Consider the following 16,081-nt stretch of genomic DNA (forward strand, 5'->3'; position numbering starts at 1 on the left):
CACCGGCCTTTCCCGGCCGAGCCCTACAGCCGTTCGCTCCTCGACATCGCGGCGTCCCGGGACAGACCGGCTAGCCGTCGGTGAGCGGCACGGTGATCGTAATGATGGTGGGGCCGCCAGGCGGGCTGGACACGTGCAGGTCGGCGTCGACGGCGTCCAGGCGGTCGATGATGCCGCGCAGGCCGGTGCCGCCGGCCGGGTCCGCGCCGCCGGTGCCGTCGTCGGCGACGGTGACCCGCAGGACGCCCGGGTCGTCGGCGAAGGCGACCTCCCCCGCCCCGGCGCCGCTGTGCTTGACGACGTTGCTCAGGCACTCGGCGACCGCGAAGTACACGGCCGTCTCGATGGCGGCGGGCAGGGCCGGCGGCGGGTCGCCGGTCACGGTCACCGGTACGGCGAGGTCGAGCACGAGCGCGCGGACGGCGTCGCCGAGACCGCGGTCGGCGAGGACCGCCGGGTGGATGCTGTGCATCACGGCGCGGAGGTCGTCGAGCGCGGCGACGGCCGTCGCCCGGGCCTCGTCGAGCAGCCGCTCCGCGGCGTCGGGGTCGCGGCGGAGCAACTCGCCGGACATGCCGAGTGTGAGCGCGAGGGACACCATGCGGGCCTGGGCGCCGTCGTGCAGGTCGCGTTCGACGCGCTTGAGCTCGGCGGCCTGCCGGTCCACCGCCCCACGGCGGGACCGGTTGAGCCGGGTGACCCGGGCGGCGAGCTCGCGCTCCCGTTTTCCGGGCGGCCGGCTGACCACCCACGCGTGGAGCGCGAACACGGCGGACAGCCCGAGGGTCTGCCAGATCGGCCAGAAGTACCCGCCGCCGCTCAGTACCCAGACGGCGAGGTCGACGACCACGAGCAGGGCGCACAGCGCGCCGTCGACGGCGAGCCACCGGCGCCGGCCGGGCGGGACGCGCAGCGCCCGGCGCAGCGCGAACTCGGCGGCCAGCACGGTGCCGACCCCGAAGTACACCCAGCGGGGCCAGAACTCGTCGACGCCGGTGACGGCCCAGGCCAGGGTGGCCGCGGCGCAGAGCGCAGCGGCCACCCCGACGACCCGCCGTCGACCGGTCGTCATGCGGTCGTCCGCCGGGCCGGGCGGTAGGTGATCCGCCGCAGGAGTGTCTCCGCCGGTCCGCGGTAGTCCCGCGCGCTCATCGCCTGCGCAGCCGCCAGCGACACCGCCCAGACGGCCACCGCGGCGAGGGTGGCGGCGTAGGTGCCGCCGAGGTGCAGCGCCCACGGGGAGAACAGCGCCAGCCAGGCCACCGACTGGAACAGGTAGCCGCTCAGCGAGCGCTGGCCGAGCGCGGTCACCGGGCCGAGCAGCGCCCGTGCGCGCGGCGCCCTGCTCAGCCTCAGCGCCAGCAGGCCGAACAGGGCGACATAGCCGGGACCGCCGTATTCACCGGTGATCGCGTGGGCGCTGGCCATGGCCTTGACGGTACCGGCGTCGACATGGAGGACGCCGGCGGCCACGAGTGCGTACGGCAGGGCGCCGACGAAGGCGATGCCGAGGCAGACGATGGCGGTGCGACGCAGGAGGGTCCGGTGCACGGCCGGCTCCTCCAGGACACGGCGGCGCGCGGCCCAGATGCCCAGCCACACGATGACGATGAACGGGAGCACGGTCGCGGTGTGCACCGGCCACTCGGTGAGCCGGTCGAGCAGCGCACGCCCGTACGAGGAGGCGGCCAGCGAGGGGTTGGGGGTATTGGTGAGGATGGCGTGGCCGCCACGCGCGCCGCTGAGCGCCTGCCAGCTCAGGACGACGGAGCTGACCATCTGGACGCCCCACAGCCACAGGACCACCCGGTGGAACCGGTCGCCGCGGCGCAGCAGGAGCAGGGTCGCGACGATCCCCACGATCCCGTACGCGCCGAGGAAGTCACCCCAGTACATCAGTGTTCCGTGGACGAGTCCGAAGCCGATGAGCGTGGCGTTGCGGCGCACCAGGATGCGCCGCTCGTCGGTGCCCGCGGCGCGGTGCCGGGAGGCCAGTTGGACGAGCCCGTAACCGAACATGACGGCGAAGACCGGGTACGCCCGGGCCTCGACGAGCGTGGCCATCAGGAAGTTCACGACGCGCTGCGGGCCGTGCGGCGTGCCGTCGAGGCCGGGCTGGCCGGCGAAGGCCTGGTTCCCCGCGTTGGCCAGCGCGATGAACAGCAGCATCGCGCCGCGGGCCAGGTCGGGTGCCAGCGCGCGCTCGGCGCGTCGTACGGGTCCAGCCGGGGCCGCGGACGGTGCTGGAACGGAAGTGTTCGTCATGCCGTCAGCCTCGCCGGGCGCCGGCTCGGCCACGAGGAGGCTGAATCCCCTTAGCCGGGGGTACTGGTACCTCTTTTCGTCGAGGTACGCCTAGAGGTACGCCTATCCGTCGAGGTACGCCAGGACGGCGAGCACCCGCCGGTTGTGGTCGTCGGACGACTGCAGGCCGAGCTTGGCGAAGATGTTGTTGGTGTGCTTCGCGACCGCCTTCTCCGTGATGAACAGGGCGGTGCCGATCGCGGCGTTGGACCGGCCCTGCGCCATGTGGGCGAGCACCTCCCGTTCGCGCGGAGTGAGCCGGTGCAGCGGCAGCGTCCGCTCGCGGTTGTCCAGCAGCTTCGCCACGACCTTGGGATCCAGCGCGGTGCCGCCGGCGGCGACCCGGCGGACCGCCTCGACGAACTCGCCAATGTCGGAGACCCGGTCCTTGAGCAGGTAGCCGATGCCACCCTGGCCGTCGGCGAGCAGTTCGCGCGCGTAGAGCCGTTCCACGTACTGCGACAGCACCAGGACCGGAAGGCCCGGCACCTCGGCGCGCGCCGCCAGCGCGGCCCGCAGACCCTCGTCGGTGTGGGTCGGTGGCAGCCGGATGTCGACGACGGCCACGTCGGGCCGCCGCTCGACCAGCTCGCGGAGCAGGTCCGGCCCGTTGTCGACCGCGGCGACCACCTCGAAGCCGTGCGCCTGCAGCATGCGGATGAGACCGTCCCGCAGCAGCGTCAGATCCTCGCCCACTACGACCTTCACGGCGCCACCGTAGCCGAGGACGCGGGGGATGCCGGACGCCTTACGCCCGCCCGGTCAGGGGAGCAGGACGTACAAGAAATCGTCGACGCGGGTGCCGTCCGGGCCGTCCATTCGGGACCGGTGCAGCGCTTCGCGGACGAACCCGGCCTTCTCCAGCACCCGCTGCGATGCCGTGTTGTCCGGCGCGGTCCCGGCCGCGAGCCGCTGAATGCCGATCTCGAACGCCCACGCGCTGAGCAGTCGTACGGCGCGTGGCACGATGCCCCGGCCCCGGAACGCCGGCAGCAGGCTGTAGCCCACCATCGCCGACCGGCTCCAGGCCTCGTTGTACAGGCCGATGTCGCCGGCGAACTCGCCGTTCACCCGGATCGTGAAGTCGACGCGATTGCCCGCCAGCCACTCGCTCGCGGCGTGCTCACAGCGCCGCGCCACCTCGGCGCGCGTCCGCTCGTGCTTGACGGTCGCCCGGGCGCGCACGTCCGGCAGGTTCATCAGCGTGAGGAGGTCGTCCACGTCGGCGGGGCCCTGCGGGCGCAGGCTCACCTCGCCGTCGCTCAGCTCGCCGCCCCGCAGGTCGGGGAGCGGTCGCGAGGCCGGGCCGGACGGGTCGCCGGGCAGCCAGGCCCAGACGACGTCGTCCGGTCGGCCGCCGTCCGGCCCGCTGTTCCGGCGTACGGCCTCGCGGGTGAACCCGGCGTTCAGCGCGACGCGCTGGGAGACCGTGTCGGCCACGTCGGTGACCATCTCCAGCCGCCCGTCCGCCTGCTCGGTCATGGTCCGCACGGCCTTGCTCCCGACCCCGCGCCGCCGCTCCTCGGGTATCACCCAGATGCTCAGGTCGCGGACTCCGGGGCGGGCCTCGATGAGGCTCAGCCCGCCGACCAGCCGGTCACCGTCGAGGACGGTGTGCGTGACGGGAAGGTAGGGGGTCAGCCTGGCGGCCTCTTCGGCAGTCGCGATACGGATGATCACAGTGTCCGATCATTCCACTTCGTCCGTCGGCGCGCGGCCGGTTCCGGGGCGTTCTCAGGCCCGCGCGGACGCCGCCGTGACGGCGGATTCCGGCTGTCCTCCCTCGCGCGCGGACGCCGTCGTGGGCGTTCTCACGTTGACGAGCGGACACCGCCGTGACGGCGGGTTCTAAGCGGGTTCTCACTCGCGCGCGGACGCCGCCGCGACGGCGGGTTCTGAGGGTCCTCTCACTCGGCGGCTCCGGGTGGTGTGCCGAGCCAGGCGTCGATGCCGTCGAGGAGCCGTTTCTGCGCGTCCGGGGGGGCCGCGGAACCCCGGATCGAACACCGTGCCAGCTCGGCCAGCTCCTCGTCGGTGAACCCGTGGTCCCGGCGCGCCAGCTCGTACTGGCGGGTCAGCCGCGACCCGAACAGCAGCGGGTCGTCGGCGCCCAGTGCGACCGACACGCCGCCCTCGAAGAGGCGCCTGAGGGGAACGTCCTCAGACGCCGCGTAGACGCCGAGACCGACGTTCGAGGACGGGCAGACCTCGAGGGTGACGCCACGGGCGGCGACGGTGTCCATGAGGGCCGGATCCTCGACGACGCGTACGCCGTGCCCGATCCGGTCGGCCCGCAGTGCGTCGAGGCAGGCCCGTACGCTCGCGGGGCCGAGCAGTTCCCCGCCGTGCGGCACGGACAGCAGGCCGGCCCGCTTGGCGATCGTGAAGGCCCGGTCGAAGTCGTACGCGCGGCCGCGCCGCTCGTCGTTGGAGAGCCCGAACCCGACGACCCCCTCTCCGGCGTACTGGGCGGCCAGCCGGGCCAGCGTCCGCGCGTCGAGGGGGTGCCGCGTGCGGTTGGCCGCGATGACGACGCCGATGCCGACCCCGGTGACCTCGGAGGCGTCCCGGGTGGCGTCCATCACCAGGTCGGTGAAGGCCGTCAGCCCGCCGAACCGGCTGCCGTACCCGCTCGGGTCGACCTGGATCTCCAGCCACCCGGAGCCCTCCGCGGCCTCGTCTTCGGCCGCCTCGCGCAGCAGCCGCCGTACGTCCTCCTCGTCGCGCAGTACCGACCGGGCGATGTCGTACAGGCGCTGGAAGCGGAACCAGCCGCGCTCATCCGTCGCGCGCAGGCGGGGAGGCCACTCCTCGACGAGGGCGTCGGGCAGGTGCACGCGGTGCTTGCGGGCGAGCTCGACGAGCGTGGTGTGCCGCATCGAACCGGTGAAGTGAACGTGCAGATGAGCCTTGGGCAGGGTTGCGATCGGACGGGCCTCCATGCACCGATCTTGCCGTATGCGCTGCTCGAGCCTGCGGCGACCTCCCCAGAACAGTGTCGGTGAGGACTCGCGAAAAAAAGTTTGAGAAGCCGTGCAACCCGCTCTGGGACCCACGCGTATATGAGGGGCGCGAGAGTCAAACCGCGCCGAAAGGTATAGATGTGATCAACCTCAAGCTTGCTCTGCTGGCCACCGGCGCCGTTGGCGCCATCACCGCCGGCGGCGTCGCCTACGCGACCGTCTCCAGCAACTCCCCGGCGCCTTCGGTCAAGCCGGTCGCGGACGGCGCGAAGAAGGCCGTCCAGGAGGCCAAGGGCGGCGTCCCGACCGGGGTGCCGACCTGCGTGAGCGTCCCCACCGACAAGCTCCCCAAGGGCAAGCTGCCGAAGGCGGAGCTGCCCAAGAACAAGCTCCCGAAGGGCGAGCTGCCCAAGCCCGGGCTGCCGACGGACAAGCTCCCCAAGGACAAGCTCCCGAAGGCGGAGCTGCCGAAGACCGGCGAGCAGCCGAACGTGCCGCTGCCCGCCGACAAGCTCCCCAAGACCCTGCCCACCGACAAGGTGAAGGCCCCGAACGGCCTCCCGACCGACAAGGTGAAGGTCCCGGGCAACCTGCCGACCTGCGCCCCCTCCGTGGGCCAGCCCTCCGCGGCCTCCGCGCCGACCGACGTCCCGACCGCGAAGCCGGGCCTGCCGAAGGCGAACGTGCCTGACGTGAAGGCCCCGGACTGCTCCGCCGTCCCGCCGGTCATCAACGTGCAGAACAACAAGGCCAAGGACGTCACGCTGCCCAACGGCATGCACCTCGCCGCCTCCCACACCCACGCGATCACCCTCCAGAGCGGTAAGGTCTGCACGATCGTGCAGAAGTTCACGGCCGCGGGCGGTAACTACCTGAACGTCGAGCGGCTGAACACCCCGCCGCAGACCACGGTCAAGGAGCTGGCCGCGGAGCTGAAGCTGCCGGAGACCGGCGGCCTCGCCTCCGTCGCGGGCGCCCAGACGTGGGACACCCCGGCGGGCACCGGCGTGCTGTGGATCACCGACCAGGGCTACGCGGTCTACCTGAGCGGCAGCCCCGCGCTCGCGACCCAGCTCCCGGCGATCGCCACGCAGCTGAACCAGCTTCACTGAGGCTCGGCGCGGGTGGCCCTGCGCGGTGGGCCACCCGCGACCGATCGACATAAATAGAGGGCGTACGACGGACGGAGTGCCTTGGCGCGTCGAGACGACGAGTCATTCGTCGAGTTCGTGGCGGAGCGCGGTAGCGCGCTGCTTCGAACCGCCCAGCTGCTGTGCGGGGGGCGGACGGATGCGGAGGATCTGCTGCAGACGGCCCTGGAGAAGGCGTATCGGCACTGGGGTCGGATGAAGCCCGGCAGTAATCCGGAGCCGTACGTCCGCAAGATCTTGGTCAACCTGTCCGTCAGCCGGGCCCGACGCTGGCGAATCCTCCGCGAGGTCCAGATGGCGGCCCCGCCGGAGACGCCGACGGCCTCCGAGGCGGGCACCGTCGAACTGCGCGGCGTGCTCATGGAGGAGCTGAAAAAGCTCGGGCCACGCCAGCGGGCGGTGCTGGTCCTCCGCTACTGGGAGGACATGTCGGAGGCGGAGACGGCCGCCATGCTCGGCTGTTCGGTCGGCACCGTCAAGAGTCAGGCCGCGCGGGGCCTCGCCCGCCTCCGCGAACGAATGGGACAGTCCGCACAGGCGGCGGCGTCGAGGGGGTGAACCATGGATCTGGAGAACGAACTCCGGCAGGCCATGGCGGAGCATGTCACGGGGGTGTCGGCGTCCGGCACGCTGGCGCATGACGCACGGCGCCGCCATCAGCGGACGGTCCGGCGGAGAACGACGTTCGCGGTCGCCGCGGCCGGGGTCGTGGCCGCGATCGCGGTCATCCCGACCTACCAGGCGATCCATCCGCAGACCGTCAGCAATCGTGGCCCGGAAGGCGGGCACAAGAAGACCAACGGCGGGATGAGCGCCACCCAGGCCACCCCATCCCCCACCGTGTCGCCGAGCATCAGGTCGGCGGCGCCGTCCGCGAGCGCGTCCGCTCCGGGGCACTCGAGCGCACGGCCGTCACGGCATCCGAGCGGCGGGACGCACGTCGACATTCCCGGGGCCGCCAAGGCACTGCTCGGCTACCTGCCTGTGGGCATCGACCCGACCGAGAGCTGCGACGGCACGAAGACCGGCGGGCGCCGGATCACGACCTGCCGCTGGACCGGCCCGGCCGGCTGGATCGAGGTGCGGCTCGTGCGCGACGCCACGCTGCGGAAGCCGGGGGACATGGGGTTCGCCCCGCCCACCGCGGAACACGCCGAGGTGAACGGCCACACCGCGCTGCGCGCCGCCGGCGCCTTCGGCCAGGTCATGTGGATCGAACGTAGCGGTCTCGGCGTCTACGTCGGGGTCAGCCCCACGCTCGGCACCCAGCTGATGCGCGTGGCCGACGGCGTTCGGGCCGACTGACCCGCGCGAGCCCGGCCTGAGCACGGCCGGGAGTCGACTGCGCCCGCCCGGAGTCGACTCCCGGCCGTATCGGCCCTGAGGGTCAGGTGAATCCCCGTCCGGTTACGCGGCGATCCACCCGACACCTTCGGTCGGCGCAGGCCGTACCGAAGACGCCCCGCGAGCACCGTGGCGCTCGCGGGGCGTCGTCATGTCCGTCACCCGGACCGGGAGCGACGGGGGAGACCGGTCGCCGGCCCGGACGTGATCACGCCACGGGCCGACGCGGGATCCGGCCGCCGTCGCCGTACGGGTCAGTGGGCCTCGGCCAGCAGCTTGGCGACCCGGCCGACGCCCTCGGCGAGGTCCTCGTCGCCCAGCGCGTAGGACAGGCGGAAGTAACCCGGAGTGCCGAACGCCTCGCCGGGCACGAGCGCGACCTCGGCCTCCTCGAGGATCAGCGCGGCCAGCTCGACGGAGGTCTGCGGGCGCTTGCCGCGAAGCTCCTTGCCGAGCAGCTCCTTGACCGACGGGTAGGCGTAGAACGCGCCCTTCGGCTCGGGGCAGACGACGCCGGGGATGTCGTTGAGCAGCCGCACGATGGTCTGGCGGCGGCGGTCGAACGCCTTGCGCATCTCCGCCACGGCCGCCAGGTCGCCGCTCACCGCGGCCAGGGCCGCGGCCTGTGAGACGTTCGCCACATTGGACGTCGCGTGCGACTGCAGGTTGGTCGCGGCCTTCACGACGTCCTTCGGGCCGATCATCCAGCCCACGCGCCAGCCCGTCATCGCGTACGTCTTGGCGACCCCGTTGAGCACCAGAGTGCGGTCGGCAAGCTCCGGGACGACCACCGGAATCGAGGAGAACTCCGCGTCCCCGTAGACGAGGTGCTCGTAGATCTCATCCGTGATCACCCACAGGCCGTGCTCGGCGGCCCAGCGGCCGATCTCGGCGACCTGCTCGCGCGTGTAGACGGCGCCCGTGGGGTTGGACGGGGAGACGAACAGCAGCACCTTCGTACGGTCGGTGCGGGCCCGCTCGAGCTGGTCGACGCTCACGAGGTAGCCGGTGGTCTCGTCGGCGACCACGTCGACTGGCACACCGCCCGCCAGCTTGATCGACTCTGGATAGGTCGTCCAGTACGGCGTGGGCACGATGACCTCGTCGCCCGGGTCGAGCAGCGCGGCGAACGCCTCGTACACCGCCTGCTTGCCGCCGTTGGTGATGAGCACCTCCGACGCCTCGACCTCGTAGCCGGAGTCGCGCTTGGTCTTCTCCGCGACCGCCGCCTTCAGCTCGGGCAGCCCCCCGGCCGGCGTGTACTTGTGGAACCGGGGGTTACGGCACGCCTCGACGGCGGCCTCGACGATGTAGTCCGGAGTCGGGAAGTCGGGCTCGCCCGCGCCGAATCCGATCACCGGACGCCCCGCCGCCTTCAGCGCCTTGGCCTTGGCGTCGACGGCGAGCGTCGCGGACTCGGAGATCGCGGCGATCCGAGCGGAGATTCGAGTGCTCATGGTCCCTATCGTCGCAGACATCGCGGCAGCTCTCAGCCCCATATCGGGGGCGGGCGAGGGCGGCGCGAAGGGCGCGATCGGCGTTTGGTTCGACGCGAGGGTGGTTTGAGACGTAGACTGCGTGACCTAGTGGCGTCCCGCATGGTTCTCGCGTGCCATCGGGTCCACTATGAAGGGCAGTAGCTCAATTGGCCAGAGTCCCGGTCTCCAAAACCGGTGGTTGGGGGTTCGAGTCCCTCCTGCCCTGCGGAATACGGTTCGTGCACGGCGCACGTGCGCGGGCGTCCTGAACGCACGCCCACACCGGAAGTTCGCGACACAACCGACGAGGGGATGCGTCGACAGCAATGGCGACCGAGATGAGCGGCGAGACCGCGATCAAGGACAAGGGGAAGTCCGCCAAGAAGCGGACCTCGCCTCTCCTGTTCTACCGCCAGGTGGTCGCCGAGCTCCGCAAGGTGATCTGGCCTACGCGAAACGAGCTCGTCACCTACACGACCGTGTCGCTGATCTTCGTGGTCATCGTCGTGGCGATCGTGTTCGGTCTCGACAACGCGTTCTCCTGGGTTGTGCTGAAGCTCTTCGGCTGATCGCGTGCCGGATTCCATCAGCAACCCGCAGACGAGAGAAAGAGTGACCGTGTCCGAGTCCCCAGAGCTTCACGACGAGGCCCTCGAGGAGGCCGAGTCGGTGGAAGCGCCGGCTTCGGCCGAGGCTGAGGAAATCGCCACGGAGTCCGACGAAACGTCCGCCCAAGCGTCCGAAGAGGCGTCAGACGAGGCGTCCGAAGAGGCGTCAGATGAGGCGTCTGACGAGGCGTCGGACCCGGTCGAAGAGTTCACGACCCAGCTGCGGCTCCTTCCGGGCGAGTGGTACGTCGTTCACTCGTACGCCGGCTACGAGAACCGCGTGAAGACCAACATCGAGCAGCGCACCCAGTCGCTCAACATGGAGGACTACATCTTCCAGGTCGAGGTGCCGCAGCACGAGGTCACCGAGGTCAAGGGCGGCAAGCGTCAGAAGGTCAACGAGAAGGTCCTGCCGGGCTACATCCTGGTCCGCATGGAGCTCACCGACGAGTCCTGGGCGGCCGTCCGCAACACGCCGGGCGTGACCGGCTTCGTCGGGCTGTCCAACACGCCGTCGCCGCTGCACCTCAAGGAGGTCGCGACGCTGCTCGCGCCCGAGCCCGAGGAGCAGGCGAAGACCAAGGAGACGGCGAAGGCCGCGGCCACCGTCGACTTCGAGGTCGGCGAGTCCGTCACCGTCATGGACGGCCCGTTCGCGACCCTTCCCGCGACCGTCAACGAGATCAACGCCGAGGCCCAGAAGCTCAAGGTGCTGGTGTCGATCTTCGGTCGGGAGACCCCGGTCGAGCTGTCCTTCAACCAGGTCTCCAAGATCTGACCGACCAGGTCCGCGAGTCCTGCGCCGGAGCACTTCGCGTCGGCGCGTAGCCTCAAGACGTCCCCGCGTGCCCGCGGGGGAAGCGGTCCCAACGCGGCGGTCGACGTTCCAGCCGCCGCGTCGCCCGTGTCAATGGGAGTAGGGGCCGACGAACCAATCGGAACGAAAGGGTGAGGCATGCCTCCCAAGAAGAAGAAGATCTCCGCGGTCGTCAAGGTCCAGCTGCAGGCCGGCCAGGCCACGCCCGCGCCGCCGGTGGGTACCGCCCTCGGCCCGCACGGCGTCAACATCATGGACTTCTGCAAGCAGTACAACGCGGCCACGGAGTCCCAGCGCGGCAACGTCATCCCCGTAGAGATCACCATCTACGAGGACCGCTCGTTCAGCTTCGTCACCAAGACCCCGCCGGCCGCGCAGCTGATCAAGAAGGCCGCCGGCGTCGACAAGGGCAGCGGCGAGCCGCACAAGAGCAAGGTCGGCTCGATCACCCGCGACCAGCTTCGCGAGATCGCCGCGACCAAGATGCCGGACCTCAACGCCAACTCGCCCGAGCAGGCCGAGAAGATCATCGCGGGCACCGCCCGCTCCATGGGCATCACCGTCGCCGACTGACGACGGCCTACGTAACCCCGGTGGGAGGGCCGCGCGCAGGCCCGCACCACGACCTCCAGATCAGGAGACACCAATGAAGCGCAGCAAGGCATACCGCAACGCCGACACCAAGATCGACAAGTCGGCGCTGTACAGCCCGGCCGAGGCCGTGAAGCTGGCCAAGGAGACCTCGCCGACCAAGTTCGACGCCACCGTCGAGGTCGCGTTCCGGCTCGGGGTGGACCCCCGTAAGGCCGACCAGATGGTCCGTGGCACCGTCAACCTGCCGCACGGCACCGGTAAGACCGCCCGCGTGCTGGTCATCACCGGTGGCGCCAAGGCCGACGAGGCCCGCGACGCCGGCGCCGACTACGTCGGTTCCGACGACATGATCGAGCGGATCCAGGGCGGCTGGCTCGACTTCGACGCCGTCGTGGCGACCCCGGACATGATGGGCAAGGTCGGCCGGCTCGGCCGCGTGCTCGGCCCCCGTGGCCTCATGCCGAACCCCAAGACCGGCACCGTCACCACCGACGTGTCCAAGGCCGTGACCGAGATCAAGGGCGGCAAGATCGAGTTTCGCGTGGACCGCCACGGGAACCTGCACTTCATCGCCGGCAAGACGTCCTTCACGGAGAAGCAGCTCGTGGAGAACTACGCCGCCGCGCTGGAGGAGATCCTGCGGCTCAAGCCGTCGGCGGCCAAGGGGCGCTACATCAAGAAGGCGACCCTGAGCACGACGATGGGCCCGGGCATCCCGGTCGACCCCAACGTCACCCGCAACCTCACCGCGGAGATGGAAGAGTCCGCGGCGAGCTGACGAGCGAGCCTGTGAGCAGCGGGGCAGTGAGCACCGCGGCGAGCTGACGCGTCACCGAACCACGAAGGGGCGTTCCCGTTACGGGGGCGCCCCTTCGCGTCGCTCATCCCGAGGTACGACTCACGTCGCACACGGGGGCGCCGGATCTGGTCCCCTCGGGGGATGTTTAGGAGATCTTGAGCGGCAACACTCGATAGTGGCAGAACCAGGTGTTCGCGCTCATATCGAGCGGGGGGCCGTACGCGATACGCAGGAGGGTTCACAATGGTTCGTCGATATGCCGTTGGTACGGCCGCTGGTGCCGCCCTGGTGGCCGCCCTTGCCGGGTGCGGGAGCGCCGGCGGGGGAGGCGGCACCGGCGCCGTGAACGTATCGGCCGCTCAGGCGATCAGCCTCGCGGCCCAGAAGACCAGCACCGTCAAGTCCTACAAGGTGGACATCACCGAGAGCGGGACCGGGCAGGCGTCTTCCAAGGCGCACGGCGTCGTCCAGGTCCGGCTCCGTCCCGACCTCGCCGCCGTCGGCACGCTCGACCAGGCCGGCTTCGGCGGCCACTCGGTGGAGTCCGGTCTGCGCGCGATCCTGCTCGGCGACAACCTGTACGGGAAGGTCCCCTCGCAGCTCACGCAGTTCACCGGCGGCAAGCCGTGGGTGAAGTTCTCGGTCTCCAAGGCCGCGCAGCAGGCGGGCGTGGACCTGAACCAGATCCTCAAGCAGGCCGACCCGGCGCAGCAGACGAAGATCTTCACCAGCTCGAAGGACGTGCGCAAGGCCGGCACCCAGACGATCGACGGCGTCAAGACCACCCACTACACCGGGACGATCACCGCGAAGGACGCCGCGGCGCAGCTCAACGGCAAGGCCAAGCAGTCGTTCCAGGACCTCTACCAGAAGAGCGGTGGGAAGAGCGTCGCGTTCGACCTGTGGGTCGGCGCGGACAACCTGCCGCGCAAGCTGACGGCGAAGAGCTCCACGTCGGACGGTGCGGCCACCGCCACGATGGTCTACAGCGACTACAACAAGTCCGTCAGCGTGTCCGCGCCGCCGGCGAGCCAGGTGGCGGACGGCAACCAGCTGATGCAGAACCACCGCGGTGGCACGGGCCTCCCGGGCTGACCAAAGCGGCAACGGCCTCCCGGGCTGACAAGGCGGCACGTGCAGCCTGAGCCGACCAAGGCGGCACCGGCTTCCCGGGCCGACCAAGGTGGCACCGGTCGGTCTCTCGGGTTGACCGAGGTCCGGCGGTCCCGGCCGACCACTCTCGCGACGCGCCCCGCGGCTCTCCGCCGCGGGGCGCGTCGCTGTTCGCCCCAGGCGGTTTTGACTCACATTTCGTGGCGGTCGCGGTAACGGTCGCCCAGGCCCCGGGCAAGGCTGCATGTGTTCCCGAAGGCCTTTGCTCTGCTTACGCCGAGTAGGCGGTGGACCGTGCCAGATGTGTACTCAACGTAAGCAGAGCAAAGGGCCGTGGGAGGCGGGGCGGTGAGCGGACAGGTTCGCCTGGTTCGGAGCCGTTCACTCACGAAAATCGAGCCAGAACCCCCAGGCGCGCGCGACCCAGGCCCGAGATGGCGTTCGACCTGCGCATTAGGCTGTGCGCATGGGCCGATCGTGCGAGAGGGCCGGCCTCGATACGTCCGCGTACCCGACCACCTTCATCGGACGTCGATGCGAGATGGCGGAGATCAAAGGCCTGCTCGCGGACAACCGTCTGGTCACGCTGGTCGGCGTCGGTGGGGTGGGCAAGACCCGCCTGGCGCTGCAGGTCGCCGGGAGACTCGACCGGGCCTTCCCAGACGGTGTCTGGTTCGTCCGCCTGGCCAAGCTGACGGATCCGGGCCTGCTGGTCCATGTGGTCACCGCGACACTAGGGTTGCGTGACGAGGTCGGCCAGTGGGACCCGCCGACACTCGCCGACCGGTTGAGCGATCGGCAGCTGCTGATCGTGTTGGACAACTGCGAACACCTGATCAAGGAATGTGCCCGGTTGGTGGGTGTGGTGCTGCGCGGGGCTCGGGGGATCCGGGTCCTCACCACGAGCCGAGAGCCTCTGTTGCTCCCTGGGGAGCAGCTCGTGCAGGTGCCGCCACTGGGGTTGCCGGACGCCGACACCCTTGCACCGCTGGAATCCCTGAAACGGTGCGACAGCGTACGGTTGTTCGCGGAGCGGGCGGCGCAGGTGCTCCCAGGCTTCACCGTGGGCGAGGACAACCGCTCGACGGTGACCGACATCTGCCGGCAGCTGGAAGGGATCCCGCTCGCCATCGAGCTGGCGGTGGCGCAGTTGCGATCTCTTTCGCTCGAACAACTGCGTGCTGGACTTGGGGACCGCTACCGACTGCTGCGGGCCGAGTGGCAGGACCTGCCGGATCGGCAGCGGACACTGCGGGCGCTCATCGACTGGAGCTTCCAGCTGTGCTCCGCCAAGGAGCAGACGGTATGGCTCCGATCGTCGGTGTTCCGTGGGGGATTCGATCTGGAGGCCGCGGAGGCGGTCTGTCCCGACGACGACCTGACGGCCGACGAGGTGCTCGAACAGGTCGGTCTGCTGATCGACAAGTCGGTTCTGCTGTGCGAAGGGTGCAGCGGGCGGAACCGGTACCGGATGCTGGAGACGCTGCGTGAGTACGGCGCCGCGCGCCTGGGCGAGTCCGGCGAGGCCGGAGCGGTGATGCGCCGGCACCGCGACTGGTATCGGCGGCTGGCACGGCATGTGTCCGACGAGATCTTCGGCCCCGACCAGCTCGAATGGTTCACGCGCCTACGCGCCGATCATGCGAACCTGCGGGTGGCATTGGAGTGCGATTCGACCGATCCCGGCGAGGCCGAAGCCGTTCAGCGAGTGGCTGCCGATCTGCGGTCCTACTGGTTGGTGACAGGATTCCTCGGCGAGGGACGGCGGGTGCTGGACCGCGCCCTCGCGATGGACACCCGGCCGACCGGGGCGCGCGCCGCAGCGCTGTGGGTCGATGCGTGGCTCGCGCTGATGCAGGGGGATCTGGATGCCGCGCGGCCGCTTCTGAAGGAGAGCGGTGATCTGGCCGAGAAGGTGCGCGACGAGGTGGCCGGTGCCTGGGCGGCGCAGCTCAGCGGCTATGCGGCGATGGGCGCCGGAGAACTGGAGCAGGCCGAGTCGATGTACCGGGAGGCGTTCCCGCACCACAGGGCCACCGGGGATGAACTGGGCATGGTCTGCGCGCTGGACCGGATGGCGGTGCTGGCCGCTCTCAACGACGACTTCGCCACCGGACTTTCGTTCTGCGAGGAGGCTCTCGCCCTGTGCGAAGCCCGTGGTGAGCGATTCAACCGGGCCGTCATGCTGTGGGTGCTCAGCCTGCTGCACTGGAAGCGTGGGGACGGCGCCGCCGCGCGCGCCGCGGCCATGGACAGCATCCGTCTCGCACTGCCGTTCAACGATCCGATCGCCATCGCCCGGGCGGTGGAGGTACTCGCCTGGATCACCGCGATGGAAGGGCACCACGAGCAGGCCGCCACGCTGTTCGGCGCGCTCGATGGGCTGTGGCGGTCGTTCGGCGGGGCTCCTTTCCCCTATCTGCGGCGCTACCACGAGGAATGCGTCGCGAAGACGCGTGACGGCTTTGGACGCGCCGCTTATCGCGCCGCCTTCCAGCGCGGCGGGTGCATGTCCAGCGCAGACCTGCTCGCCTGCGCACTCGGTGGGTCGGCACCGGGCGCCCCGATGGCATCGGACGGCCCCGTTACGCCGGACAGCAGGTCCGCGACGGCCCTCACCCACCGGGAACGCCAGGTCGCCGAGCTCGTTGCCCAGGGGTTGAGTAACAAGCAGATCGCCGCACGGCTCCTGATCGCCCAGCGCACCGCCGAGAGCCACGTCGAGCACGTGCTCGACAAACTCGGCTTCACCTGCCGCGCGCAGATCGCCGCGTGGTTCGTACGGGAAGACCACGGCTCCACGGACGTGCCGTAAGCGACTGGATTGAACCGAAGCGATCTCTGTGGCGTCGTAATTCTTTGTCCGCCGCAGCAGGCTGCCCCGCAGCGTGCGCACACCAACTCCGAAGG

At 70.4% G+C, this 16,081-nt stretch carries 15 protein-coding genes and 1 tRNA gene; 10 read left to right on the forward strand and 6 right to left on the reverse strand.

Annotated features, from left to right (window positions below):
- Positions 1-70: 70 nt before the first annotated feature.
- From ACYVF7_RS06425 to ACYVF7_RS06445, 5 genes are all read right to left on the reverse strand, one after another.
- Positions 71-1,072 (reverse strand): sensor histidine kinase, encoded by a 1,002-nt coding sequence (locus ACYVF7_RS06425; RefSeq protein ID WP_460336318.1) that lies wholly within the window; start codon positions 1,070-1,072, stop codon positions 71-73.
- On the reverse strand, positions 1,069-2,265 hold the full coding sequence (locus ACYVF7_RS06430; protein WP_460336321.1) for a DUF418 domain-containing protein: 1,197 nt from the start codon (positions 2,263-2,265) through the stop codon (positions 1,069-1,071). The genes ACYVF7_RS06425 and ACYVF7_RS06430 overlap by 4 nt, the downstream gene beginning before the upstream one ends.
- Before the next feature lie 102 nt (positions 2,266-2,367).
- Positions 2,368-3,012: a response regulator transcription factor gene (locus ACYVF7_RS06435; RefSeq protein ID WP_460336324.1), complete on the reverse strand. Its 645-nt coding sequence runs from the start codon at positions 3,010-3,012 to the stop codon at positions 2,368-2,370.
- 54 nt (positions 3,013-3,066) lie between these two features.
- Complete coding sequence (locus ACYVF7_RS06440) at positions 3,067-3,984, reverse strand: GNAT family N-acetyltransferase (protein WP_460336326.1); 918 nt, start codon at positions 3,982-3,984, stop codon at positions 3,067-3,069.
- A 227-nt stretch (positions 3,985-4,211) separates the two neighbouring features.
- A complete protein-coding gene (locus tag ACYVF7_RS06445; protein ID WP_460336329.1) occupies positions 4,212-5,246 on the reverse strand; it encodes an adenosine deaminase in 1,035 nt (344 codons plus the stop codon).
- 161 nt (positions 5,247-5,407) lie between these two features.
- Here ACYVF7_RS06445 and ACYVF7_RS06450 point away from each other — a divergent pair, with 161 nt between their 5' ends.
- The 3 genes from ACYVF7_RS06450 (at position 5,408) to ACYVF7_RS06460 (ending at position 7,723) form a co-directional block, all read left to right on the forward strand.
- Positions 5,408-6,379 (forward strand): hypothetical protein, encoded by a 972-nt coding sequence (locus tag ACYVF7_RS06450; RefSeq protein WP_460336332.1) that lies wholly within the window; start codon positions 5,408-5,410, stop codon positions 6,377-6,379.
- Between the two features lie 81 nt (positions 6,380-6,460).
- Positions 6,461-6,976: a SigE family RNA polymerase sigma factor gene (locus ACYVF7_RS06455; RefSeq protein WP_460336335.1), complete on the forward strand. Its 516-nt coding sequence runs from the start codon at positions 6,461-6,463 to the stop codon at positions 6,974-6,976.
- Between the two features lie 3 nt (positions 6,977-6,979).
- Complete coding sequence (locus ACYVF7_RS06460) at positions 6,980-7,723, forward strand: hypothetical protein (RefSeq protein WP_460336338.1); 744 nt, start codon at positions 6,980-6,982, stop codon at positions 7,721-7,723.
- Positions 7,724-8,016: 293 nt separating this feature from the next.
- Here ACYVF7_RS06460 and ACYVF7_RS06465 read toward each other — a convergent pair whose 3' ends face one another.
- On the reverse strand, positions 8,017-9,219 hold the full coding sequence (locus ACYVF7_RS06465; protein WP_460336341.1) for a pyridoxal phosphate-dependent aminotransferase: 1,203 nt from the start codon (positions 9,217-9,219) through the stop codon (positions 8,017-8,019).
- 173 nt (positions 9,220-9,392) lie between these two features.
- On the opposite strand from ACYVF7_RS06465, the gene ACYVF7_RS06470 reads away from it, so the two are divergent.
- The 7 genes from ACYVF7_RS06470 (at position 9,393) to ACYVF7_RS06500 (ending at position 15,986) form a co-directional block, all read left to right on the forward strand.
- Positions 9,393-9,466: transfer RNA gene (locus tag ACYVF7_RS06470), tRNA-Trp, on the forward strand.
- 112 nt (positions 9,467-9,578) lie between these two features.
- Positions 9,579-9,809 (forward strand): preprotein translocase subunit SecE, encoded by a 231-nt coding sequence (gene secE, locus ACYVF7_RS06475; RefSeq protein ID WP_460336344.1) that lies wholly within the window; start codon positions 9,579-9,581, stop codon positions 9,807-9,809.
- Between the two features lie 49 nt (positions 9,810-9,858).
- Complete coding sequence (nusG, locus tag ACYVF7_RS06480) at positions 9,859-10,626, forward strand: transcription termination/antitermination protein NusG (RefSeq protein WP_460336347.1); 768 nt, start codon at positions 9,859-9,861, stop codon at positions 10,624-10,626.
- 177 nt (positions 10,627-10,803) lie between these two features.
- Complete coding sequence (gene rplK, locus ACYVF7_RS06485) at positions 10,804-11,238, forward strand: 50S ribosomal protein L11 (RefSeq protein WP_460336350.1); 435 nt, start codon at positions 10,804-10,806, stop codon at positions 11,236-11,238.
- Positions 11,239-11,311: 73 nt separating this feature from the next.
- Positions 11,312-12,037: a 50S ribosomal protein L1 gene (rplA, locus tag ACYVF7_RS06490; protein ID WP_460336352.1), complete on the forward strand. Its 726-nt coding sequence runs from the start codon at positions 11,312-11,314 to the stop codon at positions 12,035-12,037.
- A gap of 264 nt (positions 12,038-12,301) precedes the next feature.
- Positions 12,302-13,153, forward strand: a complete 852-nt coding sequence (locus ACYVF7_RS06495) for an LppX_LprAFG lipoprotein (protein WP_460336355.1) — start codon at positions 12,302-12,304, stop codon at positions 13,151-13,153.
- 559 nt (positions 13,154-13,712) lie between these two features.
- Positions 13,713-15,986 (forward strand): ATP-binding protein, encoded by a 2,274-nt coding sequence (locus tag ACYVF7_RS06500; RefSeq protein WP_460336358.1) that lies wholly within the window; start codon positions 13,713-13,715, stop codon positions 15,984-15,986.
- Positions 15,987-16,081: the final 95 nt, after the last annotated feature.

This window comes from Actinoallomurus acanthiterrae (genome assembly GCF_054775715.1).

What these genes read in the sequence shown, in the direction of transcription:
- rplA (WP_460336352.1), top strand. Translation starts at nt 11,312, where the DNA reads ATGAAGCGCAGCAAGGCATACCGCAACGCCGACACCAAGATCGACAAG.
- ACYVF7_RS06430 (WP_460336321.1), bottom strand. Translation starts at nt 2,265, where the DNA reads ATGACGAACACTTCCGTTCCAGCACCGTCCGCGGCCCCGGCTGGACCC.
- ACYVF7_RS06500 (WP_460336358.1), top strand. Translation starts at nt 13,713, where the DNA reads ATGGCGGAGATCAAAGGCCTGCTCGCGGACAACCGTCTGGTCACGCTG.
- secE (WP_460336344.1), top strand. Translation starts at nt 9,579, where the DNA reads ATGAGCGGCGAGACCGCGATCAAGGACAAGGGGAAGTCCGCCAAGAAG.
- ACYVF7_RS06425 (WP_460336318.1), bottom strand. Translation starts at nt 1,072, where the DNA reads ATGACGACCGGTCGACGGCGGGTCGTCGGGGTGGCCGCTGCGCTCTGC.
- ACYVF7_RS06495 (WP_460336355.1), top strand. Translation starts at nt 12,302, where the DNA reads ATGGTTCGTCGATATGCCGTTGGTACGGCCGCTGGTGCCGCCCTGGTG.
- rplK (WP_460336350.1), top strand. Translation starts at nt 10,804, where the DNA reads ATGCCTCCCAAGAAGAAGAAGATCTCCGCGGTCGTCAAGGTCCAGCTG.
- ACYVF7_RS06445 (WP_460336329.1), bottom strand. Translation starts at nt 5,246, where the DNA reads ATGGAGGCCCGTCCGATCGCAACCCTGCCCAAGGCTCATCTGCACGTT.
- ACYVF7_RS06460 (WP_460336338.1), top strand. Translation starts at nt 6,980, where the DNA reads ATGGATCTGGAGAACGAACTCCGGCAGGCCATGGCGGAGCATGTCACG.
- ACYVF7_RS06465 (WP_460336341.1), bottom strand. Translation starts at nt 9,219, where the DNA reads ATGAGCACTCGAATCTCCGCTCGGATCGCCGCGATCTCCGAGTCCGCG.